This is a genomic window from Paenibacillus sp. FSL R7-0128 (genome assembly GCF_038002245.1).
Classification (GTDB): domain Bacteria; phylum Bacillota; class Bacilli; order Paenibacillales; family Paenibacillaceae; genus Paenibacillus_AQ; species Paenibacillus_AQ silagei.
The window spans coordinates 4280129-4306656 of record NZ_JBBOCD010000001.1 but is presented as its reverse complement, the minus strand read 5'-3'; the positions used below and the strand labels follow the sequence as shown (position 1 = coordinate 4306656).

24 protein-coding genes are annotated in these 26528 nt (G+C 53.8%); 16 read left to right on the top strand and 8 right to left on the bottom strand.

Annotated elements, in window-relative coordinates; all coding sequences use genetic code 11:
* Positions 1-238: 238 nt before the first annotated feature.
* From NST26_RS17810 to NST26_RS17800, 3 genes are all read right to left on the bottom strand, one after another.
* A complete protein-coding gene (locus NST26_RS17810; protein ID WP_340952274.1) occupies positions 239-1573 on the bottom strand; it encodes a winged helix DNA-binding domain-containing protein in 1335 nt (444 codons plus the stop codon).
* A gap of 158 nt (positions 1574-1731) precedes the next feature.
* Entirely contained in the window at positions 1732-3825 is a 2094-nt protein-coding gene (locus tag NST26_RS17805; RefSeq protein WP_340952277.1) for an ABC transporter ATP-binding protein, read from the bottom strand.
* Between the two features lie 22 nt (positions 3826-3847).
* Entirely contained in the window at positions 3848-5596 is a 1749-nt protein-coding gene (locus tag NST26_RS17800; RefSeq protein ID WP_340952280.1) for an ABC transporter ATP-binding protein, read from the bottom strand.
* 519 nt (positions 5597-6115) lie between these two features.
* Here NST26_RS17800 and NST26_RS17795 point away from each other — a divergent pair.
* Positions 6116-6418, top strand: coding sequence for a HesB/YadR/YfhF family protein (locus NST26_RS17795; protein ID WP_076158436.1), 303 nt, complete (start codon positions 6116-6118; stop codon positions 6416-6418).
* A gap of 226 nt (positions 6419-6644) precedes the next feature.
* Here the strand turns inward: NST26_RS17795 and NST26_RS17790 are convergent, their stop codons facing one another.
* A complete protein-coding gene (locus tag NST26_RS17790; RefSeq protein WP_036724586.1) occupies positions 6645-7160 on the bottom strand; it encodes a hypothetical protein in 516 nt (171 codons plus the stop codon).
* A gap of 119 nt (positions 7161-7279) precedes the next feature.
* Here NST26_RS17790 and NST26_RS17785 point away from each other — a divergent pair, with 119 nt between their 5' ends.
* Positions 7280-9028: an ABC transporter ATP-binding protein gene (locus tag NST26_RS17785; RefSeq protein ID WP_340979551.1), complete on the top strand. Its 1749-nt coding sequence runs from the start codon at positions 7280-7282 to the stop codon at positions 9026-9028.
* Positions 9029-9133: 105 nt separating this feature from the next.
* On the opposite strand, the gene NST26_RS17780 is transcribed toward NST26_RS17785, so the two are convergent.
* Entirely contained in the window at positions 9134-9577 is a 444-nt protein-coding gene (locus NST26_RS17780) for a DUF441 domain-containing protein (protein ID WP_340952288.1), read from the bottom strand.
* Positions 9578-9598: 21 nt separating this feature from the next.
* Positions 9599-10585, bottom strand: coding sequence for a YpdA family putative bacillithiol disulfide reductase (locus NST26_RS17775; RefSeq protein WP_036724590.1), 987 nt, complete (start codon positions 10583-10585; stop codon positions 9599-9601).
* 199 nt (positions 10586-10784) lie between these two features.
* Here NST26_RS17775 and NST26_RS17770 point away from each other — a divergent pair, with 199 nt between their 5' ends.
* From NST26_RS17770 to rsgA, 4 genes are all read left to right on the top strand, one after another.
* Positions 10785-11381, top strand: coding sequence for a DUF2087 domain-containing protein (locus NST26_RS17770; RefSeq protein ID WP_340952290.1), 597 nt, complete (start codon positions 10785-10787; stop codon positions 11379-11381).
* A 119-nt stretch (positions 11382-11500) separates the two neighbouring features.
* Positions 11501-11968 carry a DUF3939 domain-containing protein gene (locus tag NST26_RS17765; protein ID WP_036724592.1) on the top strand — a complete coding sequence of 156 codons (468 nt, stop codon included), beginning with the start codon at positions 11501-11503 and terminating at the stop codon, positions 11966-11968.
* Between the two features lie 156 nt (positions 11969-12124).
* Positions 12125-12796: an HAD family hydrolase gene (locus NST26_RS17760; RefSeq protein WP_340952294.1), complete on the top strand. Its 672-nt coding sequence runs from the start codon at positions 12125-12127 to the stop codon at positions 12794-12796.
* A 535-nt stretch (positions 12797-13331) separates the two neighbouring features.
* Complete coding sequence (gene rsgA / locus NST26_RS17755) at positions 13332-14423, top strand: ribosome small subunit-dependent GTPase A (RefSeq protein WP_445323371.1); 1092 nt, start codon at positions 13332-13334, stop codon at positions 14421-14423.
* 584 nt (positions 14424-15007) lie between these two features.
* On the opposite strand, the gene NST26_RS17750 is transcribed toward rsgA, so the two are convergent.
* On the bottom strand, positions 15008-15634 hold the full coding sequence (locus NST26_RS17750) for an FMN-dependent NADH-azoreductase (protein WP_036699056.1): 627 nt from the start codon (positions 15632-15634) through the stop codon (positions 15008-15010).
* A 329-nt stretch (positions 15635-15963) separates the two neighbouring features.
* Between NST26_RS17750 and NST26_RS17745 the strand changes: the two genes are divergently transcribed.
* A complete protein-coding gene (locus NST26_RS17745) occupies positions 15964-16101 on the top strand; it encodes a hypothetical protein (protein WP_179090468.1) in 138 nt (45 codons plus the stop codon).
* 127 nt (positions 16102-16228) lie between these two features.
* On the opposite strand, the gene NST26_RS17740 is transcribed toward NST26_RS17745, so the two are convergent.
* Entirely contained in the window at positions 16229-16468 is a 240-nt protein-coding gene (locus tag NST26_RS17740; protein ID WP_036699054.1) for a hypothetical protein, read from the bottom strand.
* Positions 16469-16651: 183 nt separating this feature from the next.
* On the opposite strand from NST26_RS17740, the gene NST26_RS17735 reads away from it, so the two are divergent.
* From NST26_RS17735 to NST26_RS17695, 9 genes are all read left to right on the top strand, one after another.
* Positions 16652-17296, top strand: a complete 645-nt coding sequence (locus NST26_RS17735) for a hypothetical protein (protein WP_036724594.1) — start codon at positions 16652-16654, stop codon at positions 17294-17296.
* A 228-nt stretch (positions 17297-17524) separates the two neighbouring features.
* Positions 17525-18535 carry an ABC transporter substrate-binding protein gene (locus NST26_RS17730; RefSeq protein WP_340952300.1) on the top strand — a complete coding sequence of 337 codons (1011 nt, stop codon included), beginning with the start codon at positions 17525-17527 and terminating at the stop codon, positions 18533-18535.
* A gap of 14 nt (positions 18536-18549) precedes the next feature.
* The gene (locus NST26_RS17725) at positions 18550-19329 is read left to right on the top strand and encodes an ABC transporter ATP-binding protein (protein WP_339248934.1); all 780 of its coding nucleotides are present in this window, start codon (positions 18550-18552) and stop codon (positions 19327-19329) included.
* A gap of 80 nt (positions 19330-19409) precedes the next feature.
* On the top strand, positions 19410-20162 hold the full coding sequence (locus NST26_RS17720; RefSeq protein WP_445253492.1) for an ABC transporter permease: 753 nt from the start codon (positions 19410-19412) through the stop codon (positions 20160-20162).
* 95 nt (positions 20163-20257) lie between these two features.
* Positions 20258-21247, top strand: coding sequence for an aromatic acid exporter family protein (locus tag NST26_RS17715; RefSeq protein WP_209878466.1), 990 nt, complete (start codon positions 20258-20260; stop codon positions 21245-21247).
* 136 nt (positions 21248-21383) lie between these two features.
* The gene (locus NST26_RS17710; RefSeq protein ID WP_036699042.1) at positions 21384-22403 is read left to right on the top strand and encodes an HD-GYP domain-containing protein; all 1020 of its coding nucleotides are present in this window, start codon (positions 21384-21386) and stop codon (positions 22401-22403) included.
* A gap of 260 nt (positions 22404-22663) precedes the next feature.
* The gene (locus NST26_RS17705) at positions 22664-23221 is read left to right on the top strand and encodes an outer spore coat protein CotE (RefSeq protein ID WP_036724604.1); all 558 of its coding nucleotides are present in this window, start codon (positions 22664-22666) and stop codon (positions 23219-23221) included.
* A 921-nt stretch (positions 23222-24142) separates the two neighbouring features.
* Entirely contained in the window at positions 24143-24319 is a 177-nt protein-coding gene (locus tag NST26_RS17700; RefSeq protein ID WP_339248929.1) for a hypothetical protein, read from the top strand.
* A gap of 68 nt (positions 24320-24387) precedes the next feature.
* Complete coding sequence (locus tag NST26_RS17695; protein WP_339248928.1) at positions 24388-25590, top strand: putative amidoligase domain-containing protein; 1203 nt, start codon at positions 24388-24390, stop codon at positions 25588-25590.
* The last annotated feature ends 938 nt before the right edge of the window (positions 25591-26528 follow it).

The following is a 26528-nucleotide window of genomic DNA, read 5'->3' as shown; positions in this document are numbered from 1 at the left end:
AGAAGACTCCCCCTAACGCAGCAAGACTGCGCCAGAGGGAGTTTTCTTTGGTTATACGAGCTGAGCGTAATATTGGGCCGGATGTATGCGGAAAACCGAATACACTAATGCCCCCGAATACGCCGGTTGCTCCGAAGTAGGCGGATGAGTATTGTGGGGAGGGGGTCCACCGACACAAGCTGTGTGGCCCCCTAAAGTTCTTACATCCTCTGCCCGCAGGATGATTCAGATGATTGAATTAATTTGTCTTTACAGGAGTAGCAGACAGCGCCTCCTCCAGCTCCTGCAGTCCGCAGGAGTGGACGATGTCTGGCGCGAAGCGGATCGCGGAGGCTCCGGTTGAGTGTTGCAGCGAGGAGAAGGCCCTGGTCAGCGCAGGGAGCATGGAGCGTTCAAGCGTCTCTCCGGCCTCCCACCACCAGCGGACAATGGTTAGAACACCTGTCTTCTTGTTCATCACCGGCTCCAGCCGGCCGATGAAGCGGTCGCCGTAGAGGAGGGGGAGGACATAGTATCCGTATTCCCGTTCAAGCACAGGCTTGTAGACCTCCCAGCGGTATTGAAAGCCGAATAGCTGGAGTATCAGCTCTCTGTCCCATAACAGATTGTCCAGCGGAGCCAGTGCCGCCGCGAAGGAGGCCGCTCCTCCGGCATGACCGGTCCCACCCTCATTACCAGCCTGCGGCCCGGCTGCGGATTCATTTTCACCCGCAGTATCATCCTGAAGCAATATAGCTTCAAGCTCAGGGACGTCTGCTGTGCGGATGTATAGCGGTAGCTTCAGGCCGTCCACCTGTACCTCGCGGAGCAGGTCTTTCTGCAGCAGCCGCTGCACGGACGCCGTCCGTTCTTTGCTCTTCAGGCCTGCGATGCCAAGCCAGCCGTCCCCGGACCGGTTCCATTGCAGGCCGATGCTGCCGATCCGGCGCAGCACATACCAATCGTGATGCTGCTCCAGCGTCTCGTTAGGATCGCTTGCGCTTAGCAGTTCAGGAGGCAGCAGCTTGGCCGTGTAATCGTAATAACGGCGGGTGTGCACCCGGTGATGGATGGATAGCTCGCCCCAAAAGTACATGCTCTCCATGGCAGCCCGGGAGAGTCTTGCCGGAGCCCAGGACCAGTCGATCTTCTCCGTACTCTCCAGGTCCAGTGACGAGAGTGGCCCTCGTGCATCCAGCTCCGCACGGACATGGGTAATCATGGCCGCCATGGCCTCGTTATGCTGATGCCTGGCAGCAGATTCCCTGCGTCGCTGGAAATACGGCCAGTCTTCCGTGCAGTAGATCGACATGTTCTTATCCCAGCCGTCAATCAGCAGTCTGTCCTTATATAGCAGCTCATTGGCCATCTCAGGCACGAAGCCGGGGATTCTCGCCTGAAGCACCAGCTCGTGGTTATGTCCGGCTATGCTGAGCGGATCATACTGGATACAGCCTACATGCCGGACGAAGTCATAGATGCTCTGCTTGCCGCCGGGCAATCCGTCCGGGACAAGCCGCTGATGGCGCAGCAGGAACAGCCGGGCTTGCCGCTTGCTAAGACTGTAGGTTATCATCATCTTCACCCCATCCATAATATGTATTGCTCCATTATACAGAACAAACGTTCTGATATCAAGTGAAAGACACCCCCTGATGCCTTCCTGCGTCAGGGGGTGTTCTTATTGTAATGTATGATAGGTATATGCGGTTGCCCGCCATTAGGCTAAGTTGCTGTCCTCAAGCAACTGAATTAGATCTGCTCCAGCGATGGCCGGAGTACAGCGGAAGAAGCATGGTCCCCGGATAGAGGAGCTGGCTCGCCTGAGCCGTTCCCGGCTCCCGCACCCAGCTGAAGCTGATACATGCGGAAGTACCTGCCGCCCTGCGCCATCAGCTCATCATGGTTGCCGCGTTCGACAATCTGGCCCCGGTGCAGCACCAGAATCTGGTCCGCACTGCGGATGGTTGACAGCCGGTGGGCGATGATGAAGGTGGTCCGGCCTTTTTTCAGCACCTCCAGCGCCTGCTGGATAATGCTCTCAGTCTCGGTATCGATGTTGGACGTTGCTTCATCCAGAATCAGGATCGCCGGATCGAAGGATAAGGCTCTGGCGAAGGAGATCAGCTGCCGCTGTCCGGCGGACAGGGTGCTGCCCTTCTCAATGACCGGTTCATCGAAGCCTTGCGGCAGATGAGCCAGCAGTTTATCGGCTCCTACCTCACGTAAGGCGCGTTCGACACGCTCTCTAGAGATCCGCTCGTCACCCAGACTGACATTGGAGGCAATGGTTCCGGTGAAGAGGTACGGGTCCTGAAGCACGATGCCCATATGACTGCGCAGCCATTGCTTCGGCAGATCCTTGACCTTTTGCCCGTCGATCGTTATGCTTCCCTGCTGCGGATCATAGAAGCGGAACAGCAGGTTAATGATGGAGCTTTTGCCGGAGCCGGTATGGCCCACAAGGGCGACAGTCTCGCCCGGGCGCGCCTCGAAGGAGATATCGCGCAGGACGAAGTCCTTTTTATAAGCAAAGGAGACATCCTTGAACACCACATTTCCCTTGTAACGCGGCATCGATCCGTCAGTGACCGGTTCTCCCGGCTCATCCATCAGCGTGAACACGCGGCCTGCGGAGACCATCGAGCTGTCCAGATTCGCCAGCTGGTTGACCATCCCCGTAATCGGCTGGAACATCCGGCCCAGTACATCGACGAAGGCATACAGGACGCCAAGCGATACGAAGGTCGACCCGTCTAGGCTGCCGAAGCCGAAGTACCACAGCACCAGCACGAAGGAGAGGCTGCGCAGCGAGTTCACCAGGTTGTGGGAGGTGAAGGCGTTCAGGTTGAGCATTTTGTTCTGATATTTCAGATAGTCGTCATTGAGCTGCTCGAATTCAGCGCTACTCTGCTTCTGGCGGCGAAAAATCCGGATGATCGACATCCCCTGAATCGATTCGTTGATAATGGCATTAATCTCACTAAGCCGCGAGCGGATGATCGTATTGTATTTGGTAGCGATTTTGCGGTACAGCACGATCCAGAGAATAATAATCGGCACGATGAACAAGCTGACCAGTCCCAGCTTCACATCGAGCAGGAAGAGGGCCACATAGACACCGGTGATATTGATGATTCCTGTAGCGAAGTTGGATAACACGGCAATGAAGAGATCCTTGACTGCTTCCGTATCGTTGGTAACCCGTGACACAACCTTACCGGCAGGCAGATTATCGAAGAAATAGACCGGCAGGCGCTGGATATGGGCATAGACATCGGTCCGCAGCTTGCGGATGACCTGATTGGCAGACGATTGCAGCCAGTAGGTTTTGCCGAACTCTGCAATAATGGAGATCACAAGGAACATGGCGTATAGAGCGACTAGCTGATAGATTCCCGGAAGCTCGGGCTTGTAAAAGGAAAACAGATCACCCGCCGATAGCTTGACGGCCGGATAGACCGTCGTCTGCTCGCCGTATTTGATCTGGAGCTTCCCATCTGCGAAGCTGCGCTCGCCTTCGGCCTTCGGTACCGCTTCATTGATGAAGTAGAAGCTTCTGCCTGCCTGAAGCAGACGGACTTCCTGGCCCTTGACTTCACCTGCGGCAAAACGGTCACCGCGTTTGTAATAAGTGTTGTTATATTCCGCAGCATCCTCCGGCGAGGCTGTCTGGAAGTAGGGCTTCTCAATCGCAAGCAGATGGTTGTCAATCATGCTCTTGGCGATAAAAGGCCCTGCCAGCTCAGCCGCTACTCCGATGGTCAGGAGCAGAAGGGCGGCGATGAAGGTCTTTTTGGCGGTCAGTGCATATTGCAGCAGACGTTTGCCTGTACTCTGTGTCAACGGTGACACCTCCTGTATGGGGTTATTCATTCGTCAGATTATTCTCGACCTGCTGGCGGTCGAACTGCTCACGGTACCAGCCGTTCAGTTCCAGCAGCTCCTGGTGTGTACCTTGTTCTGTAATATGCCCGTCTTCGAGGACAACGATCAGATCGGCATGCTCAATCGCCGAGAGGCGGTGGGTGGAGATGAGCGTGGTTTTGCCGCTGCGCTCCTCGCGGATGTTCTCGATGATCTTCGCTTCTGTCCGCGCGTCAACGGCAGACAGGGCATCATCCAGAATCAAAATATCGGGATTCGAGATGAAGGCGCGCGATATGGAAACACGCTGCTTCTGTCCCCCGGAGAGGGAGACGCCGCGTTCGCCAACCATTGTATCCAGCCCGTCGGATAAGGTACCAAGGTCATTCTGGAAGGCGGCGGCGGTAATTGCCTGCATGATCCGTTCATCGCTGGCCCCGGAGTATCCGAACTGGATATTCTCGCGCACCGATTTGGAGAAGAGGATCTGCTCCTGCGGCACATAGCCCATCCAGCTGTGAAGCTGGTCGAGGGCGATCTGGGTGATCGGCACACCGGAGATCAGAATCTCGCCTGTGCCCGCCGGGTATTCATGCAGCAGCTGCTTCAGCAGCGTCGATTTGCCGCTGCCGGTCCGTCCGACCACGCCAAGCGTCTGGCCTTGGGAGAGGGATAAGCTGACTCCGCTGAGATTATCGATGGTAGAGGTCGGATACCGGAAGGTCACATTCTTCAGCTCGATGGTGGTCGGCTGGTCAACCGGAACCGGATCAGCCACATCCTTGACATCAGGCTTGGCATTCAGCGTCTCGTCGATCCTCTCCAGTGAAGCGCCGCCGCGCTGCATGATATTAATCAGCTCGCCGATCGCGAACATCGGCCACACGATCATCCCGAGGTACATGTTGAACGACACCAGATCGCCCAGCGTAATCTGATTGCGGAATACGAGATAGATTCCGTAGGTCAGGGCGATGATATAGCTGAGACCCACGAACAAGCGGATCGTCGGCTCGAAGAAGGCATCGACCCGGGCGACCGCCATATTTTTGCGGTACACATCATCTGTAATGTCAGAGAAGCGCTTCTCATCGTGCCGCTCCTGCACATAAGCGCGGATGACACGGATGCCCGATACGGATTCCAGTACCTGGTCATTCATGTCGCCAAAGGCATCCTGCGCCAGACTGTAGCGGTCGTGGATCGCTTTGCCGTAGAACACCATGGCTACCGCAATCATCGGAAGCGGGATGACCGCGGCCAGTGTCAGCTTCCAGCTGACCAGGAACCCCATGGCGAACAGGACGACCGTGAGATATACGGTGGAGTCGACAAGAGTGAGCATCCCGAAGCCTACGGTTGCGGAGACGGCGCGGATATCGTTGGTGGCGCGGGCCATCAGATCGCCGGTGCGGTTACGCTCGAAGAAGGCGGGGGTCATCGTCATGAGATGATTCATGAACCGCGAGCGCAGCAGGCGCTCCACCAGATTCGATCCCCCGAACAGCTTGTGCATCCATATGTAGGTGATCCAGTAAATGATCAGCAGCATAAGTACGATCAGGCCAATGTATTTCATCAGTGAACCTGCAGTGATGGCGCCGGTGACGATTTCGTCAATGGCGTTGCCCAGCAGGCGTGGAGGCAGGAGTTCTAACACACCTACCACAATAAGAAGGATGAGGCCAATAGTATAGCGCCTTTTTTCCCGGCGGAAGAACCAGCCGAGATTTCGGAGTACGGAGAACAAGGTGAATCCCTTCCTTTCGTGCTTGAAGTAATTTCGAAGTTAGCTTGTTTAACGGAACATTTACGGACATTTCGCAGCGGATCATAACCTCATAGCACACGAAAAAGCGTACCATCCGAAAACGGATGATACGCCTCTAATTGCGGTTATCATGTCCACGGTGCTATAAGCAGCACAGAGACATGTGAGAGATAAGTTAAGCCTGTTCTCATACGTTACGCGTAATACGCATGAACCTCAGGAATTCTCCACTGCTCGGGCTGCTTCGGTATTCAGTTGGGTATAGTTTTCTACAATAGTGGCGAGGTATACCATATCCATATTCAACACCGAGATCACCCTTTCTTCATTTTGGTAATTACTTGAAGACGTTTCGTTATGTTCCGAGTTTATCATCACACTTTAAGAATTGTCAAATTTAAATTTTGTGGTGGAGACGGCACCTTGCCGTAATACCGCTTCGATTTGGTGAATTGAAGTTTTTTGGGTATGATTGGGGTAGAGGGGAGGAGTGGAGAGATGAACATATTAATTAGTCCGGAAGCAGCCGCCTGGTTCAAAAGAGAACTGAGCCTCCAGGAGGGCGCATATATCCGGTTGTTCCCCCGGTACAGCTCAGGCGGAGGCCTGCATCCCGGCTTCTCGCTGGGCATTGCTACCGAGCAGCCTGGACGTCCTGCTGTGCAGTTCGGGGAAGGCGGCTTGACCTTCTATATGGAGGAGCAGGATCTGTGGTATATGGAGGGGTACAATCTGTCGATTGTCTATTCACAGGCGGACGATGATATCGAATACAAGTATGAGCCTGTGCCGGTGGCATAAGGGGAGAGCTGGAGCAATTGGCAGATCCCGGCACTGCCGGGGATGCGGAACAAGCCCTTGCCGTCAGGCAGGGGCTTGTTCCAAAATATAAGAATTTATAGGTTTCACACCATAACTTATCCTACTATTTCTCGCTGAAACGGTACCGTCCTATAAAAGGACGGTCAGGCCGTGTCCACTTGTACGCACCAGGCCAACGAAGCTGCCCGCCGCTCAGGTGGCGCGATTAGTGCGAGCTGCGGAAGGTCTCTTCCTCCATGGCGAACTCGAAATCATCAATGTCATATACCTGGACGGGAACTCCGCCTTCGATGATGCGCTGGATCAGCTCGAACTGGTCGGTCAGAATCGGCACCTTCTCACGCTGGGACGCCAGCAGCAGCTCTGTCTCAATCGGATCGAACGCTTCGCCGTAGGAGGCATTGTCGATGCTGTTGATGATGGTAATCTGCGCGTGTCCGCCAAGGAGGATGCCGGAGCTTTTGGCCCAGGGGATATTCAGGCAGCGGTTGATCTTCTTGGCATTCAGCGGCTCCTCGAAATAGTTGATCAGCTCGCGGATTCTGAGTCTGACATGCTTGTCGTCATCCGCCTGGCTCATCACCGGCTCATCGCTGTCCCGCAGCTCGTAAAGCTCCATAATGGTGGTATAAGGGACTATATATTCTACAGGGCTCCGCGGGATGAGAAGCTGGCCGTAAATCGCCATCATGACGGCTTCCGTCACAAATTGTCTGGGCATCATTATCCTCCTGAATTTCGGTACTGCAACCGTAACTGTTTAAAAATAATAAAACACTGCAGCGCGCAAATGTCAACTGCACCCTGATGAAGAATGAATTGGAAAGGACCTGACACGCTGTGAAACCTTGGAAATCTTATTATACCTTTGTTCGGCCGTATATGAAATGGATTGTGCTCACTCTGATCATCGGGATGGTCAAATTCAGCATTCCGATGACGCTGCCGATGATTCTCAAATATGTAGTCGATGAGCTGCTGGGTAATCCGGCATTGACGATAGCGGAGCGTGTCTCGAAGCTGATGACGGTAATCGGCGGGGGCCTGATTCTGTTCGTGATTGTCCGCGGGCCGGTGGAGTATTACCGCCAGTATTTCGCCCAGCTGATTACGAGCAAGGTCCTCTTCGATATGCGCAATAAGCTCTACGGGCATCTGCAGCGGCTGTCGCTGCGTTATTACCAGAATACGAAGGTGGGCGAGGCCATCTCCCGGTTCATCAATGATGTGGAGCAGTCGAAGAACCTGGTTGAGGTCGGAATGATGAATGTCTGGCTGGATATGTTCACCCTGCTCTTCGCCCTGGGCTTCATGCTCTATCTGAATCCGGTGCTGACGCTGGTGGCGATTGCCATTTTGCCGCTATATGGGATTGCCGTCAATACGCTGTACAAGCGTCTCAAGGTGCTGACCAAAGACCGGTCGCAGGCACTTGCCGTCATTCAGGGCTATCTGCATGAACGGATTCAGGGGATTGCGGTCATCCGCAGCTTTACGATGGAGCGGGTGGACCAGCGGCAATTCGAGGAGATCAACGGCAAGTTCCTGCAAAAAGCGCTGGCGCAGACGCGTTGGAATGCCTTCACCTTCGCGATTATCAACACCCTGACCGATATTGCTCCGCTGCTTGTCATCGGATACGGGGGATACCAGGTCATCCAGGGCAATCTGACGCTCGGGACCTTCGTGGCCTTCTTCGGCTATCTGGACCGGATGTATGCGCCGCTGCGCCGCCTGATCAACTCCTCGACCGTGCTGACCCAGGCTTCGGCATCGCTTGAACGTGTGCTGGAGCTGCTGAATGAGCCGTATGATATTGTCGATGCTCCGGGCGCGAAGCCGCTTCTGAAGGCAGCCGGGAAGATCGAATTCAGCAACGTGTGGTTCAAGTATAACGACGAGCACGAGTGGGTGCTGCGGGACATTAACCTGAGTATTGCTCCGGGCCAGACGGTGGCTTTTGTCGGAATGAGCGGAGGCGGCAAATCCTCGCTGATCAGCCTGATCCCGCGCTTTTACGATATCAGCGAAGGCAGCCTGCGCATGGACGGCCACGATATCCGCGGACTGACGCAGGAGAGTCTGCGACGGACGGTGGGCATGGTGCTGCAGGATAATTTCCTGTTCAGCGGCTCGGTACGCGACAATATCCGGTTCGGGAACCCGGAAGCGGGGGAAGAGGAGGTGATGAAGGCGGCGGTGTCTGCGAATGCCCACGACTTCATCATGCAGCTGCCGGAAGGTTATGATACCGAAGTGGGGGAACGGGGTGTGAAGCTGTCCGGCGGACAGAAGCAGCGCGTGGCGATTGCACGGGTATTCCTGAAGGACCCCAAGGTGCTGATTCTGGACGAAGCGACCTCCGCGCTGGATCTGGAGTCTGAGCATCTCATCCAGCAGGCGCTGCAGTCCCTAGCATCTGAGCGGACGACGCTGATTGTGGCCCACAGGCTGTCCACGATTACCCATGCCGACCAGATTATCGTGCTGGAGAACGGGGAGATCACCGAATGCGGCACCCATGAAGAGCTAATGGGACTTGCGGGGAGCTACGCCCGGCTGTTCAACGTTCAGCGGCTGGATGCATAACGCGGCTATACTATTCTTAGTCCAATAAAAGAGGCTGCAAGTCCACCCGCTTAGGTGGACTTGCAGCCTGTTTCGTCTTGCCTTGCTCTTGAGGTGGATACCGGCTTACATCCGGCCAATCAGCAGCGACAGGATGCCGGCGGCAATCAGCGGTCCCACGGGAACGCCTTTGAACAGAGCCACTCCAAGGACGGTTCCGATGAGAAGCCCGGCGACGATGGTCGGCTGGCTGCCCATGAGCACGGCTCCGCGTCCGCCCAGATAAGCGACCAGGACGCCAACTCCTATGGCGGCCAGGGATTTCCAGTGCAGGAACGAATGTCCGACGGTCTGGAGGGAGATCTTCCCGCTGGCCAGCGGCGTCATGACCCCGATGGTCAGGATGATAATGCCGACGGTCAGCCCGTATTTCTCCAGCCAGGGAAAAGCCTGCTGAAGTCCCAGCACACGGATCAGCAGCAGCACGACCATGGCGATGGTTATCGGTGAGTTACTGCTGATGACACCGAGCGCTGCCAGACCCAGCAGCAATAACGAGGTTATATCCATAGCTTGGATACACTCCTTCTCTTAAGTAAGCCTTGTACTCACAATATGATCGGCAATCAGCTTGCCGTGCCCACGCCCGCTTTCGATGAATACCTCGTTGGCATTCCGTCCGGAAGCGATAACCCCGGCGACATAGATGCCCGGTATATTACTCTCCATGGTAGCGGGGTTAAAGGCTGGTTTATCCATAGAGTCATCCATCTGCACCCCGGCAGAGGTGAGCAGGGCTCTGCTGGGACGGAAGCCGGTCATCGCCAGTACGAAGTCATTATCCAGCTCGGTAGGTTCCCCGTTCACAGAGGAGGTTACCAAGACCGAGGCCGGGGTGATCTCCGTGACGCGCGATTCCAGATGCAGCGTTATGCTCCCCTTCTGCACCATACTCTCGAAGATCGGACGCACCCAGGGCTTGATATTGTCCGAGATACTGCTTCCCCGGTAGACCATATCCACCTTGGCGCCTACCCGCAGCAGCTCCAGCGCAGCATCCACCGCTGAATTACTGCCCCCGATTACAGCCACCTTCATGCCGGAATAAGGATGTGCCTCGCCAAAATAATGCGTGACCTTCGGCAGCTCCTCCCCGGGAATCCCGATCAGGTTAGGCTGGTCGAAGTAACCGGTAGAGATGACTACGTTCGCTGCGCTGCGCTGCTGCTCCTCGCCGCGCTTGTTGACCGTATGTACAACGAAGCTGCCATCCTCCTGCGGCAGAACGGACAGCGCTTCTTCATAAGCGGCAATCTCAAGCTGATGCTGCGCGGCCGCGCGGCGGTAGTAGACCAGCGCCTCATGGCGGTAAGGCTTGTCATTCGGAGAGGTGAAGGGCACATCTCCAATCTCAAGCAGCGGGGTGGTGCTGAAGAACTGCATGTTGGTCGGATACAGGTAGATGGAATGGACAATGAAGTTCTTTTCCACAATCAGGCTGGAGAGCCCTTGGCGCTGGCATTCGATGGCTGCAGACAGTCCGCAGGGACCGGCGCCGATAATAATAACGTCTAGCATAATATCTATGTCCTCCTAAGGTAGTATTCTATTCAGTAAATGGTACCTTATATTTTTGTTTTTTGCCATGGCCGGCGAATTCCGCAAATTGGGTATTGATCAGATGTCAAGATGGGTATATAATTAGATATATATCTAAAGTATGAAATGGCAGTTCCCCCAGACTGCCTGACGAATATCCGTAGGAGCGTGATCCCGCTTGCAGTTAGACAAAATTGTCGCCTATCACAAGGCTTTATCCGATCCCACCCGGCTGCGCATTCTTCTGCTCCTGTCCCGGGGCGAGGTTCACGGTCACGCCTTAGCCGAGAAGCTGAATCTGTCACAGCCTACGGTGACCCATCATGCAGCCAAGCTGCGTGAAGCTGCTCTCATTCAGGAGCGCAGAGACAAGAACACTGTATATTTCAAGCTAAATCCCGAGTTTATCCAGTCAGGCTCTGAGGCCTCGCTGAAATTTATTTTTGCAAAGGGGGTGGAGGAGATGGAGGAAGAGTCGCCTGAACACAGTCTGAAGGAGTCGGTGCTCCGTAATTTTTTTGCCAAAGACGGACGGCTGCGCCAGATTCCCGCACAATACAAGAAGAAATTAATCGCGCTGCAATATATGGTGGAGAAGCTTAAGCCGGGTGTAGTCTATTCAGAGAAAGAGATCAACGAGTTCATTAAGCCGTTCCACGATGATTATGCCACAATCCGCCGCGAGTTCATTATGCACCAGTTCATGTACCGGGAGAATGATAAGTACGAGCTTAACCCGCCGGAGCTGTGGACTCACTGGGAAAATGTCAAATAATGATCTAATAAATGGGGATTTTTTATGACAAGTGCGAAACTGCTGATTAAATGTTCAAATAACGAATAAAATGGAATTGTAAGCGTTATCTGACATAACTTCGAAAGGAGACCTTCAGTATGATATTCAAACGTGCCAAAAAAAACTTGCAACCCGTTCATCCGACCGTTACCTTGCCGCAGATCAAGCAGGCTGTAAGGCAATTTGAAGAAGATATGCCCGCTCCCATTAACCGTACCGCTCTGATCCAGGAAGATAAGAGCATTGACCTGAACCGGCTCAAACGATATTTAGGCGGAGTCCCGCAGCAGAAATTCTATATGTCCAGCGAGACCTTTGAGATTTTTGAAGAATCTGACAAGCTGGTGCCGTACTACCTCGACATGGTTCAATCGGCGGTAGACAATTATATCAGTGACACCGGCAAGCTGCCGCTGCTCGAAGACGCCTGGCTCCCTGAGGTTCATTACCGGCTGTTGTCCACCGAGCGTTATCTGAAGGAGACACCGCCGTTCCCGCTCTACATTACCGACGAGGAAATGATGCTTACGCACCGGGCAGAGCATTTTGAACATCTTGAATCCTGAAAGCTCTGCGTACCTGATTCCCCTATACAGGCCATTCTGACGAAGGAGAGGTTATCCTTCCGGGCGGAATGGTCTTTATTTTGCTCCCCGGAGCGTAGTACAATAAGCATCTGGTGTTTTGACTGCAGAAATGGAAGACAGAAGGGGAGCGTATACATGAGAGAGGTACAAGCGTTGCTATTTGATCTGGATAACACCCTGATGGACCGTGATCAGACCTTCCGCAGCTTCAGTATGAAGTTTGTTCAGGATTTCCTGGGACATCTTAGCGAAGAGCAGGCCGCGGAGGTTGTAGAGGATATGATTATCAGGGATGCTGACGGATACCGGGATAAGGATGGGTTCTTCGCGGAGCTTAGCGAGGTTCTTCCTTGGGAGAAGGCATTGACCACTGCGGACATACGGGCCTATTATGACGAGACCTATATCCGTCACGGTGCGATGATGAAGCATGCGCTGGAGACACTGGAGTATTGCCGGGACCGGGGATATCCGCTGGGACTGGTCACGAACGGCGGCACAGATATTCAATATGGAAAAATCGATCTGCTCGGACTCCGCGGCTACTTCCGCACGATCGTCATTTCGGGTGAAGCCGGGATCAGCAAGCCTGATCCAGAGATCTACCGGTTAGCCCTGGAACGTCTGGGTTCCACGGCAGAACAGACTGTATTCATCGGCGATCATCCGGTGAATGATATCTGGGGGGCGGCGCAGAGCGGGATGGATACGATCTGGCTGAAGCGCAACCACCCTTGGGATGAATCACTGAACGTGAAGCCTCTCGCTGTCATTCAGGAGCTGGAGGAGCTCCGGGGTATTATTTAAGCAAGTTAGGCCCACTGTTGACAAACGGTATCCGGGCCGTATATTATAACAGCATATTATTTCGGAAGGAGACGATGTCAAATGGCAGTTTATACTAGCGGTTCAGGATTGGTTGCTACTGTTGTGGATACGTGTCTTCCGGGAAATGCGGCTGTGGAGTAATAATTGATCCCCAGCTTCGCAGGTAAGCTCTATGATGCCTTCTAGAGCCGCCGGGAACCGTATCGGTTCCGGCGGCTTTTTTGCGTGTGCAGGTCTGCTGCATCACGCCCGGATAGTGGATTCTGCTCTTCTCGCGCAGAGGAGCAGACTCACTACCCTGGAATGACTCTGCCCGCAGCGGACGGTCTTTGCTGTACAACAGCAAAAGCCGGACCGCGGCCGAGTCTGCCTCTGCCGCCGGAACCTTTGGGTTCCGGCGGTTTTTTGTGTGCGCATGTGGAGCCAATGCTGCCCGGAGATACATGGATGATGTGATAAGCGGAGGTATGAGAACGATAATAACCCATTCAGGAGGAAATGCATGAATATCGATATCAAGCTAGAACAGTACGGCTGGAATGAAGAATGGAACAGAAAATGGACAGATAAGCTGCGGCTGCTGGACGCCAGGGAGTATGCAGCGGGCCGGATTGCCGGAGATTTCGGCAGTAAATACAGGGTGATTACTGCAGCAGGTGAAATATGGGGTGAGCTGTCAGGCAAGTTCCGGCATTCGCTGAGCGGGTCCGGCGAGTATCCGGCAGTAGGGGACTGGGTGGTCCTGGCGATGCAGGATGGGGGAGCGCATGCGGTGATCCATGGTGTGCTTCCCCGTCACAGCATCATCTCGCGCAAGGTGGCTGGCCCGACTCAGGAGGAGCAGATTGTGGCTTCCAACGTGGATACTTTATTCCTGGTCAGTGCATTGAATGATGATTTCAATGTACGGCGGATGGAGCGTTATCTGATTATGGCCTGGAACAGCGGGGCGAATCCCGTCATTCTATTGACCAAGGCAGATCTGTGCACCGATGCGGAGCTGAAAATGGCCGAAATGCAGCAGGCGGCTCCCGGTGTCCCGGTCCATGTGGTCAGCGCCTTACTGGGCGACGGTCGGGAGGAGCTCCAGCCCTACATCGGCAGCGGCCAGACGGTAGCTCTGACCGGTTCGTCCGGCTGCGGCAAATCAACGATGGTCAACTGGCTCAGCGGCCGGAATCTGCAGCTCACCCAGGATGTGCGGGAAGGGGACAGCCGCGGACGTCATACGACCACACACCGCGAGCTGTTCGTCCTCCCGGATGGCGGAATCATCGTCGATACGCCGGGAATGCGCGAGCTGCAATTGTGGGAGGATGACGGCGGACTGGACCTGGCGTTCGGTGAGATCAGTACGCTTGCGGCGGAATGCCGTTTCAGCGACTGTACTCATAAACGGGAGGAAGGCTGCGCCGTGCTTGAGGCTGCCGCCAGCGGTGTGCTGGACGGGAAGCGGCTGCAGAATTACCACAAGACGCAAAAGGAGCTGCAATTCCAGAACAGCAAGGAAGCGAGACAGAAGCGCAAGACAGCCGCCGCTTCTGCCAAAAGCACCCCTCCCCGCGCCAAGGGCAACAGCTGGCAGCGGGTGCTGGACGAATATTGAGCGGCGCTGAAATCCCAAGGCGTTGTAGAAGCATGGAAGCGAGCATGCGAATAGGGATGAAAGTTTGCATGACGGAATAAACTTGCTAGATGCTGTGCATTGTGTAAGCAGGAGCTACGCCACCCTGGAGAGTAGTTGGAAAAACGTATCTTAATTTGGTGACTTAAGAGCATTTTGGGAAATTAGTTGGATAAACGTCACTTGTTACCCCGCTAATACCTCGATTGGGAAGAGTTGGAGCAGATTAAGTGCCTTTTTTCCAACTGCTATCTAGCTTAAGGCAACTTGTTCAATAGCAAGTGGAGAAAATCCACCTGCTTCAGCAACTGTTATAGCAGTGGCATCTGGACCTGTCCGTAAGAACTCCGTTTCAACGTCAAGGGAGCTATCCCACAATTAGATGTTCTACTGTGGAGCCAAGTTCCCGATTTTCTAAAAGCTTCAAACGTTAAAAAAAGCAGCGATTCTCCCATTATGGGGGAATCGCTGCTTTTTAGTGCTCAAGTTGATCCAACTCCGAAATAAAGAGCTGTCCCAAGTTTGGGACAGCCCGTTTTACGTATGCTGGTTAAAGTATTAGCAGATTAGAACGATGCTGCTGCTGTCTTAGCCAGTTGCAGACCGGAAGCGATAATGTCAGCGGATTTGTCCGGGTTCTGGTTGTGTCCTTCGATGATTACCTGTGTAGTTTCCTTGAAGCCCCAGAAGTTCAGGTTGCCCATGATGAAGTTAACGGCCATTTCAGCACTTGCTGCCGGGCCTTCGGAGTACACGCCGCCTCTGGCGTTAAGAACAGCTGCTTTTTTGCCAGTCAACAGTCCTACAGGACCTTCAGCAGTATACTTGAAGGTAGTTCCAGCCTGGTTCAGGTAGTCGATATAAGTGTGCAGTACAGCCGGAACGGTCATGTTCCAGAGCGGGAAGGCAAAGACTACTTTGTCAGCGGCCAAGAACTGGTCCAGATATTTCTTAACAAGTGCAGCGCCTGCTGCTTCTTCAGGAGTGGCTTCGAAGCCTTGAGCGGCTTTGTATACGCCAGTGATGAGTGTGTTATCGTAGTAAGGAAGCTGTTCAGCGAACAGGTCGAGTTCAGTAATCTGGTCCTGCGGATGAGTCTCCTTGTAGCTGGACAGGAATTCGTTGTAGAGCTGAACACTTACGGATTGCTCGGCAGGGCGGTTATTAGCTTTGATAAACAGTACATTCGACATTATGATTTCTCCTTAGATATCTATTTAATATTAACTATCGATAATATAGCATTTAATTTTTAGTTTGTAAATATCAGTCGGATAAAATTTTTATTCTGCCTATAGAAGCTGCTGTCCTTCGTCAAAGGTACCATATCTTCTATAACGGATTCTTAATTTGCCACTCAAAGGCCCATATGTAGTATGACTAATTTCGCAAGCGGTGGAGGCGCAGCCAGGGACAAGTTTAAGGAATCAGCGGCCCGGTTATATAGGTGATATAAGGAGAAGAGGAAATGATTCCCTCTCCAGATCACGGGACTAAGCCCCCATTTAAAGGAGCGATTGACATGTCCATCGACCGTTTCATCCTGAAGAAGCTGGACAGCTGTCACGAAGAGCATACCCGGCGTAACCTGGTGAAGTTGTTCAAATTGCGAATTAAAAAGGCGGAGAAAGAGGAGAACCGGAACCTCCGGATTGGCTGACTGATGGTATAATGTTGACTCCTAAGCCCCTGTAACCCATAGACTAAGCGCATCCCTCACTTGCGGGCATGTGCTTTTTTAAGTTGTTTAACTTTATATGTATACCGGCAAAAAAATATCCCTCTGTTTAATAGAGGGATAAGGCCAATGAATCATTTTCACTGTAACTGTGCAATATAGCTTCTGAGCCTTTAATTTCGATACTGATCAGGGAATTCAAACAGGTCTGCAGGGCGTTTTTGCCTTTTTGAATTTTGAGTTCAAGCGTACTGTTGAGCAGTCGAAGTACTTTTTGGGTCGGCTGTTTGTTTTCTGTTGTGAAATATACAGGGACAAGCTTGTTTTGAAAAGTGATGAGCATTCTCATTTTGAAAACCACCTCGCTAAAAGTATTTCATGGTATTGATCTTACCCTGTGTTTCTTAATTTTACCTTAAAATTAGCTTATGATAACATAAAGATTGCAAGTTTTATAGTTTTGCAGTTTTTTTGAAAGCCACTCATTTACATTAATACTTACATGTATGCTACAGAGGAAGGGATAAAGAATGTGAATAAGCAAGATTGTATCTGTCTGGCACAGTATCTGTTCCCGGGTGAGACCCGGCGTAGAGTGGTGGCAGAGCTCCTGCGCACAGCCTCCGGCTCCAAGCGGATCTGCAGAATGAAATTTAATGAGCGTGAATATGCGCAGGACGTATGCCTGCAAGTACATAAGGATAAGATCCTCCTGACAGGGTTAACGGAAGAGGAAGATTTCAGATGCGAGCTGAAAGAGCCGGCAGAGATGAAGCGCGCCTGCTATTACCTGTTCAATTGCTTCGAGCGTGCGCAGTCCCGGAAACCGTCCGCTCCTGCGGTATTCCTGTCCAGACGGAGTTATGAGGAGATTCATGAGAAGGCCGGAACATGGACGTTGTGTGTGCTGGCGGCTTCACTGGAAGCGGAGACAGGTGATCCTGACAGCTCCGCTGAATTGGCTAAAGTGCTTAAGAACCGGACAGCTTCCGGTGAACTGCGGTTATGTGCGAAGAATGGGGAAGGCTGGACCCTGCAGCAGATTTCTTACATTGAAGCTTCTTCGGGCGGATGGGTTCTGCGCAGCAGCAGTGAGCAGGATGACGGTTATATCATTGCGTTCCCGCTGACCCGGGCGGAGCTGTGTCATGCTTTTGGGGAATGGCTGCTCTATTAAGATTGTTCTTGCAAAATAACCCCGGCGGAAGCACCGCCCAATTCAGACGGGTCTGGCTCGCTGGTCCTGTACAGCGTGAATACGGCGCTGCGATCATTCATAGAGTGGGCGGGGTTGACGAACCGAATATAATGTAAGCGCTTCATATATTGTACTTTAACCTTTCCATAGACTCCCGCATATGCATAGAGCAAGGGCGAAAGACCCGGGAGGAAAGGAGTGGAGAGGATGAAAGGGTTCAAAAGACTGTCATTGCCGTTCTTGTTGATACTTGTGCTTGGCTCTGTTCTTGCAGGCTGCGGCAGTAAAACCGGTGATGTCAAGGTGAAAATCGGCGAAGTTACCCGTTCCGTGTTCTATGCGCCTGAATATGTGGCCTTATCGCAGGGCTTTTTCAAGGATGAAGGGCTGGATGTGGAGCTGCAGACGATACCTGGCGGAGATAAAACCATGACGGCCCTGCTCTCAGGGGCAATCGATGTGGCGCTGGTCGGTTCGGAGACCTCTATTTACGTGTACCAGCAGGGGGCGGATGATCCTGTAATTAATTTTGCGCAGCTCACGCAGCGGGATGGAACCTTCTTGTTTGCGCGTACACCGGACAGCCATTTTACATGGGACAAAGTGAAGGGGTCGACCTTCCTTGGGCAAAGGCAAGGGGGCATGCCGCAGATGGCGGGCGCATTCACACTGCTGAACAAGGGGATTGATGCGGGGAAGGATCTGACGCTGATCCAGAACATTGATTTTGCCAATATTGCCGGTGCATTTGCTTCCGGGACTGGAGATTATGTGCAGCTGTTCGAGCCTCAGGCATCGATCTTCGAGAGTGAGGGCCGGGGCCAGGTGGTCGCTTCCTTCGGGGTAGAGAGCGGGTATCTGCCGTATACCGTATTCATGTCCAAGCAGAGTTACATTTCTAAGAATCAGGACACGGTGCAGAAATTTACCAATGCGGTCCAGCGTGCCCAGTTGTGGGTGAAGGCTCATAGTCCTGAGGAGATTGCTGACGCGGTAATGCCGTATTTTGACAAGATTGACCGGGGCATTGTGGTCTCTGCCATCAGCCGTTATAAGGAACAGGATACCTATGCGGTGAATCCGGTGATCGATGAGAAGGAATGGAATAATCTGCTGGATGTCATTGACCATGCCGGTGAGCTGAAGGAACGGATTCCAGCCGCTAAGATTGTTAATAACAGCTTTGCAGAGCGGGCAGAGAGCACCATTAAGGAGTGAGGAGGCCGACCACTATGCTTCCAGTAGTCGAGTTGAAGGAAGTCACGCACGCCTACCTGGGAGACCGCGAGGCTTCGCTTGCTATAGGGGATCTGAATCTCAGCGTCAGCCAAGGCGAGTTCGTCAGCCTGGTCGGACCGAGCGGCTGCGGCAAAACGACGATTCTGTCGATCATCGCCGGGCTGCTGCAGCCTTCACGCGGTGAGGTGCTGCTCAGCGGACGTAAGACCGCGGGACCTTCGCCGGAGGTCGGCTATATGCTCCAGCAGGACTATCTCTTCCCCTGGAGGACGATTGAGGATAACGCGCTGCTCGGGCTGGAGCTGACCGGAAGGCTCACCGGAAGCTCGCGTGCCAAATCGCTGCAGCTGCTGGCCGATATGGGGCTGGAGGGCAAGGAGCAGGCTTATCCGGCACAGCTCTCGGGAGGGATGCGCCAGCGTGTCGCTCTGGTGCGGACACTGGCTACCGACCCCGGCCTGCTGCTGCTTGATGAGCCATTCTCGGCGCTGGACTACCAGATTAAGCTGCAGCTGGAGGATCTGGTCTCGGAGACGCTAATGCGCCGGGGAACCACGGCGATTCTGGTTACGCATGACCTGTCTGAAGCGATTGCGGTCAGCAGCCGGGTCATTCTGCTCCAGCCGAATCCGGGCAGAATCCGCAGGATTTTTGAGATTCCGGAAGCGATTCGCCGCACCCCGCCGCTGTATGCGCGGGACCTGCCGGGCTTCGCGGAGCTTTTTCACGAGGTATGGAAGGAAATGGAGCTGGCAGGGAGGGAAGAAATGTGAATACAGAAGCGCAGCCCCGTGAGACGGCCTCCCGTGCGCAGTGGCTGGAACAGAAGCATGCGGATTACAGGAAGAAGAAGCTGCGCCGCAAGAGTCAGGTGCTTATGGTCCGGAGCAGCCTGCTGCTGCTGTTCTTCGTGCTCTGGGAAGCCGGGGCCAGAATGGGCTGGATCGATGAGCTGTTGTTCAGCTATCCGACGAAGGTGTTCGGGCAGATCTGGGACGACATGGTCAGCGGGAGTCTGTGGCCGCATTTGGGAATGACCGTGGGCGAGACCGCAGTGGGCTTCATTCTGGGTACCCTAATCGGGACGCTGCTGGCTGTCGTCATCTGGTGGTCACCTTTTCTGTCCGCCGTGCTGGACCCTTATATGGTCGTATTCAACAGTATGCCGAAGGTGGCGCTGGGCCCGATCTTCATTGTCATGTTCGGGGCAGGCTTCACCGCCATTGTCATTACCACCTTATCGATTACCGTGATTATCACGACTCTGGTAGTGTACAACAGTTTTTGCAGCGTGGACCCGAATCTGGTCAAGGTGGTCCGCTCCTTCGGTGCCTCCAAAAGCCAGGAGTTCTGCAAAGTCATTCTTCCGGCTTCATTCCCGGCGGTGGTCTCCACCCTTAAGGTGAATGTCGGCATGTCCTGGGTCGGGGTTATTGTCGGTGAATTTCTGGTTGCGAAATCGGGGCTGGGGTATCTGATCATCTACGGCTTTCAGGTGTTCAACTTCACCCTGGTCATGTCGAGTCTGCTCATTATTGCGGCTGTGGCTACGGCTATGTACCAACTGGTGGTGTATGTGGAGAAGCTGCTGCTGTCGAGACGGTAAGAACCATGTCATATTGTGTCTCTTGGCAAAATCTTGTACCATGACTATATCTTTATTTGAATGATGAAGCTTAACGGTGTAGGAGAGATATTCACATGGGATTTCGTATTATTAAAACGGCGGCTGCAACTTTGCTGTCTATTCTGCTGGCAGCCGCCGCTGGTATCCCTAATGCGCAAAGCGCGGGACTGCTGGCCATTCTCGGGGTGGAAACGACCCGCAAAAGGAGTCTACGCACGATTTCGGCGCGCTTCTTCGCCTCATTGGTGGGACTCTTTTTGGGCTGTATTCTATTCTTCGCCCTGGGCTTTCATTATTGGGTACTAGGACTGTATGTATTGTTCGGCTTCCCGCTGATTGTCAAAGCCGGCTTCAAGGAAGGGATCGTCACCAGCTCGGTAATTGTGTTCCGCGTGTTTGGACAAGCTGATATTACGGTTCATATCCTGCTGCAGCAGGTGGAACTGCTGATTATCGGCCTCGGCTCGGCTGGCCTTGTGAACTTCATCTATATGCCGCAGACCGGCGGGATTATTGCGGGTATCCGCAAAGAGGTGGACGGCTACTTCTCGGTCATCTTCCGGCAGATGGCCAGAACGCTCCGTGATCCCGGTTATATCTGGGACGGAAAAGAGCTGATCGGGGCAGGGGAGGCTGTACAGAAGGGGCTCAGCGCGGCATCCAGGGAAATGGAGAATCATGTGATCCACCCGGATGAAGCCTGGAATGTATACTTCTACATGCGCAAGGAGCAGCTGGAGTCCATCCAGAATATGATGCAGCTGCTCTCACAGGTGTACCGGCAGCTGCCGCACGGAGATATGGTGGCCGAGCTGTTCGACCAGCTTAGCGGCGATGTGCTGGCTGAGGAATACACCGGCCGGACCGAGCGGCTGCTGGAGGAGCTGCAGCAGGAGTTCCAGGAGATGGAGCTGCCGGATTCGCGTGAGGAATTCGAGATCCGCTCTGCAATTCTGCAATTGTGCCGCGAGCTTGCGCTGTATCTTAAGATTGCCAAGCGCTATAAGAGCCCGGTGGAGCTGCGTCCGGCGAAGGACAAACAGCCTGCGAAAGGCAAAGCATAAGCAAATCCATGTAATTTAGGTGTCAGGTATTCACATTCCGGTGTAAAATAACGATAAGAAACATAAGCGCCCAAAGTGAGCTTGTCTCTTAAGTGATGTCCAAAACCCAAGAATCTTGGTCTGGCAGGTGAGGAATATGAATAACAGCAATGATCAATATATCGGCAAACAGCTGGTAGCGAACCTTTTTAATCATAGCGGTGTATTTGTCTTGCCGGCATTGACCCTGCTCACCGGAGAGCATATCCGCCTGATTACGCAGCACAAGATCGTTCTGGAGCCGCAGGATGTGGTCCAGGTCGACAGCGCTGCATTCTATCAGCTGGCTGTGGATGATTGTACGGCGGCGATGGAGAGTATTTTTGAGCAGCTGCGCTATACGAAGACGAAGCGTCTGCCAATGATTGAGCTCAGGAATGAAGTGATCCCGTTCATCCAGCAGGTGAGCGAGAAGAATGATTTCTTTGGAATATTGTCTGCGCTGCAGACTAAGGATGACTATACATACAGGCATAATGTGGCGGTGGGCATCATCTCTACGCTGCTTGGCAAATGGCTGAAGCTGAAGCCGGACGAGCTGAGCATGCTGACGATTGCTGCGACGCTTCATGATATCGGCAAAATTATGATTCCGGCCGAAATCCTCACCAAGCCGGGTCCGCTGAGTGAGGATGAATATGCCCTGATGAAAAAGCACACCACCTATGGCTATGAGATGATCCGCGATACGGTGGGTACCAATCATATGCAGGCGCTTGTGGCGCTGCAGCATCACGAACGGATGGACGGCAGCGGCTATCCCTTCGGCGTGCTGGGCCACCGGATTACGGATTTCAGCAAAATCGTGGCGGTAGCGGATATTTTCCACGCGATGACTTCAGACCGGTTCTATCGAACAGCCGCGCCGCTGTATGAGGTACTTAAGCAGATGGACGAGAACGTCTACGGCAAGCTGGACCCGTATATCTGCAGTGTGTTCATTAATAAGCTAATGCAGTCGATGATCGGCAATGAGGTGCTCCTGACGGACGGGCAGATCGGCAAAATCATTATGATTCTGGCCCACGACCCGCTGCGTCCGCTGGTGAACATCGGTGAGGACTTCATCGATCTCAGCCGCCACCGGCAGCTTGGCATCGTACGTGTACTTTCCTAGCAGGGGGCCTCTGCCCTTCCCGGCTTAAAATGTTGGCACAACAAAAAGTAGCGGTTTTCCCGGTTTGGGGGAGCCGCTACTTTTGTTTTTTTTCGCTTCAGGAGACTCATAATGGACTAAATCCGGCAATAAAATGAAGCAAAGGGCTTCAGTTACGGCATCTGAGGGCTTACCCAAATTTATTTCTACTCTAACAATCAACAAATGCCCAGAACGTGCATACACTTGATAGTGAATGATTGTATGGAGGAGGTTCAAAGATGTCATTAAGCCATAAACGTCAAACAAGGGAGATCATTACGAAGGCAATTTGCGGCAAAGGTCGTAAGTTCTCTACAGCAACCCATACCGTGACTCCGCCACATCATCCGACTAGTATTCTGGGGGCTTGGATCATTAACCACCAGTACGAAGCGGTTGCCGCCGGGAACGGAATCGAAGTAATCGGTACCTATGATGTGAACATCTGGTATTCGTACGACAAAAACAAGCAGACCGAGGTTGCCAAGGAAACGGTCTCCTATGTGGAGCTTATTCCATTGTCGTACCTCGACCCGAGACACCGTGCTTCCACGGCACAGGTCTCTGCGGAGGCAACGCAGGAACCCAATTGTGTGGAAGCCGGGGTATCGCCGGGCGGAGGCAGTGTGACACTGCGGGTGGAACGCGAGTTCGATGCGGAACTGGTGGCTGAGACCAAGCTCCGCGTGTTTGTCAGTGATCAGGCCGATGATCTGGAAGACAAGGATTATGATTTTGAAGGCGAGAATTATGATTACGATGATTTGGACCCTGACGCCCTGGATGATGAGTTGTAGGAAGGTGTGCGCCGCTGCCTGAAGTACTGTGTGGGTTATGATCCATTATATGATGAGAGGGCAGCGGCGTAGAGGGCGAATGCCCTCTTTTTTTTAAAATATAAAAATATTTTTTGAATGGTAAGGATGTAGGCTTCATGCTGTTGAGTATCCTTCAAGGCGAAATGAAGCGGAGGGGGATGCTGGAGCTGGAGAAGCGGCATTCATCAGGAATATTAAACAGGGCAGCGTTCGAATGTTCAAGTATAGTGCGACAGGGTCTTTGTAAGGATGCTTGTGCTATTTCCATTTGATAATTTGGGGGTCAGGTTTCCTCAGCGGCTTATCGCTCAAAGGGTATTGTCCGGTAACCGGACGGTGCGCGAGGGGATACGGCCCTGAGGAATTTCGTATGGGCGGAGGCATTAGACATGAATGAAGGGTTGAACGTATTCCGGCAGCTGGCACCGGAGCAGATCGAACGCAGGCTCCGGCGCTGCGGGATTGAGGCCGACTCCATTTCTATCGCTAGAGGGTCGCGGCGACAAGATACAAGAGACACCCAAAACCACTCGCATGGACAAGACCCCGCAAGCTACAGACAGCATTACCGAGTGCTTATTTTCAATCTGGCCGTGCTGGACTGCCAGCCGCTTGGAGCGGGGGCGGCTATGGGCGGGGGGCTTGGGGCTGGATGGTTGGCTGGGGATGGGAGTGGCAGGGGAAGAGTTGGAGAGCAAGGGGAGAATGAGAGTGGTGGGGTAGGAGTTGGAGGTCAAGAGGAGTATGGGAATGGTGGGGGAGTAGCTGGGGGGCAAGAGGATTATGGACGTGGTGGAAGGGAAGAGGAGGTCAAGGCGAGGAATGGGAGTGAGGGAGTAGGAGTTGGAGGGCAAGAGGAGTATGGGAATGGTGGGGGAGTAGCTGGGGGGCAAGAGGATTATGGACGTGGTGGTGGAAGAGTTGGAGGGCAAGAGGAGTATGCGAGAGGTGGCGAAGGAGTTGGAGGGCAAGAGGAGTATGGACGTAGTGGGGGCAGAGTTGGGGGGCAAGAGGAGTATGGACATGGTGGTGGAAGAGTTGGAGGGCAAGAGGAGTATGGGAGAGGTCGGGGAGTAGCTGGGGGGCAAGAAGAGTATGGGAATAGTGGGGGAGGAGATGGGGGGCAGGGTGAGTATGGGAGTGGAGTGGTAGGAGCTGGGGAGCAAGAAGAGTATGAGCGTGGAGGGCCAGGAGTTGAGGAGCGAGAGGAGTATGGGAGTGGTAGTGTAGGAGTTGGAAGGCAGGGTGAGTATCGGAATGGTGGGGATGAGTTTGGAAGTTTAGGTGGTGGAGGAAGGGAGCTGCGGGGGGCTGCAGGGGTTCTGCGGACCACTGCGGTGCGGGCGTTGTATAGTCTGGGACTGGACAGCGGCGAGGTGGAGCTGCGGGCCATGGGCGGGCGGCGGTACATGGTCACAGGCATCACTCCGGTGCTGCCTGATCCCGCAGGAGCGCTGCCTGAGCCGTACCGTTCAGCATACGTAGCGCTTGCGCAGATGCTTGACGGTGAGCAGCCGGGCCGGCCGGGGCTGCTCATGGGCATGGACCCGGAGTTCCTGCTGCTCCGGGAATCCTCTGGCCGCGTCGTGCCGGCGTCGCGGTACCTGCCCATGGACGGCGTCGCGGGCTGCGACGCCGGACCCCCGGGAACGCGCGGCGTGTTCCCGGTGGCGGAGCTGCGCCCCGCGCCGCGCGGGGAACCGCGCGCGCTGCTGGCGCAGCTGATGTCCGCCGCACGCGAGGCGGACCGGCTCATTGCCGACCGCTCGCTGCGCTGGCGGGCGGGAGGTATGCCGCTGCGGGGCTGGGCCCTCGGCGGCCACCTGCACTTCAGCGGCGTCACGCTGTGTGCGCCGCTCTTGCGCGCGCTAGATAACTATCTGGCGCTGCCCTTGTTCCTGCTGGAGGACATCCGGGCTGCGGCCCGGCGTCCCCGCTATGGCGTGCTCGGCGATTTCCGCCCTCAGCCGCATGGCGGCTTCGAGTATCGGACCCTGCCGAGCTTCCTGGTCTCCCCGGTCATCGCCAAAGGCGCGGTCTGTCTGGCTCACCTGATCGTGAGCCATTATGAAGACCTGCCGCTGCGCCCGCTCGACCGGGAAGACCTGCATGCCGCCTTCTACAGCGGCGGCAAATCTCCTCTGCGCACAGCCTGGCCTCCCCTGGAGGCGCAGCTGCGCGCACTGGGCGGCTACGCAGCCGCCGCCCGGTGGATTGATCCGCTGCTGCGCGCCATAGCGGAGCAGCAGAGCTGGGATGAGTCGCGGGATATCCGCGGCTCCTGGGTACGGAGCGCCCCGCCGGACTCCGGGGCGCTGCCCTCCGGGCGGGCGGATGCATATCAATAGAGCCCGCCGCCCGTCAAATCCCGATAGCCGCCAGTTACAGCTTTCCCGCACCGCTGGTTGCGGGAAAGCTGTAGCGATGGCGGCTATATTTTAAACAAACAATCGTACTTAAGTACTCCTCTCAATTCCTCTCAATTCCTCTAAATTACTCTTAATTTCTCTGGATTTCTCTTAAATACTTAAGTTAGTCAACCAATCATCCCCTTCAAACGTGCGCCCATCCATGAAACTTCGTTTGGAGCGAACATTCAGGGACAGGTGCATAGCGATAGGTGTACTCTGTACAACTATACACACTTCTAAAGAGGCTTTTTCCCTTCTAAGTGTAGTCTGTACAACTAAATTTGCCCGAATTGCGAGAACCCGGGTTCAGATGGATTTTTAAATGTACAAACTACAACTAAACGGATAATCGGTGGAATATCGGACGATTTAGTTGTATGAATTACAATTAAGCTTAACGCCCAATACAACTTACTATTCTAATCACGCTATCGCAACTATATGGGTCTGTTGAAGTAATTAACGAAGTGATTAACAAAGCTGATTATCTGAGTGATTGCATTTACTACAGCAGAATCGCCGTTTGCCAGCGCTGAGATCCATTCTGATGTAGTTCGTACATTAGATTTCTGGGATTTGGTCCGAAAACTCTCCTTTTAAGGATTTCTAATGTACGAAGTGCAATAGATCCTATTTTTCAGCCAATCACAGGGCCATCTAATGCACAAACTACAATAGAATAAAAAAACCTGCCGGGAACACTCTTCACCATGCTTGACTATGCCTGCCTGAGCCTCCGTCACCATATTTCGCACTCACACCTGCATCCGCAATTTCGCACTCACACCTGCATCCGCAATTTCGCACTCACACCTGCATCCGCATTTGCCACTCCACACTCGCACTCGCGTATACGCATCTGGACCAAGCATTCT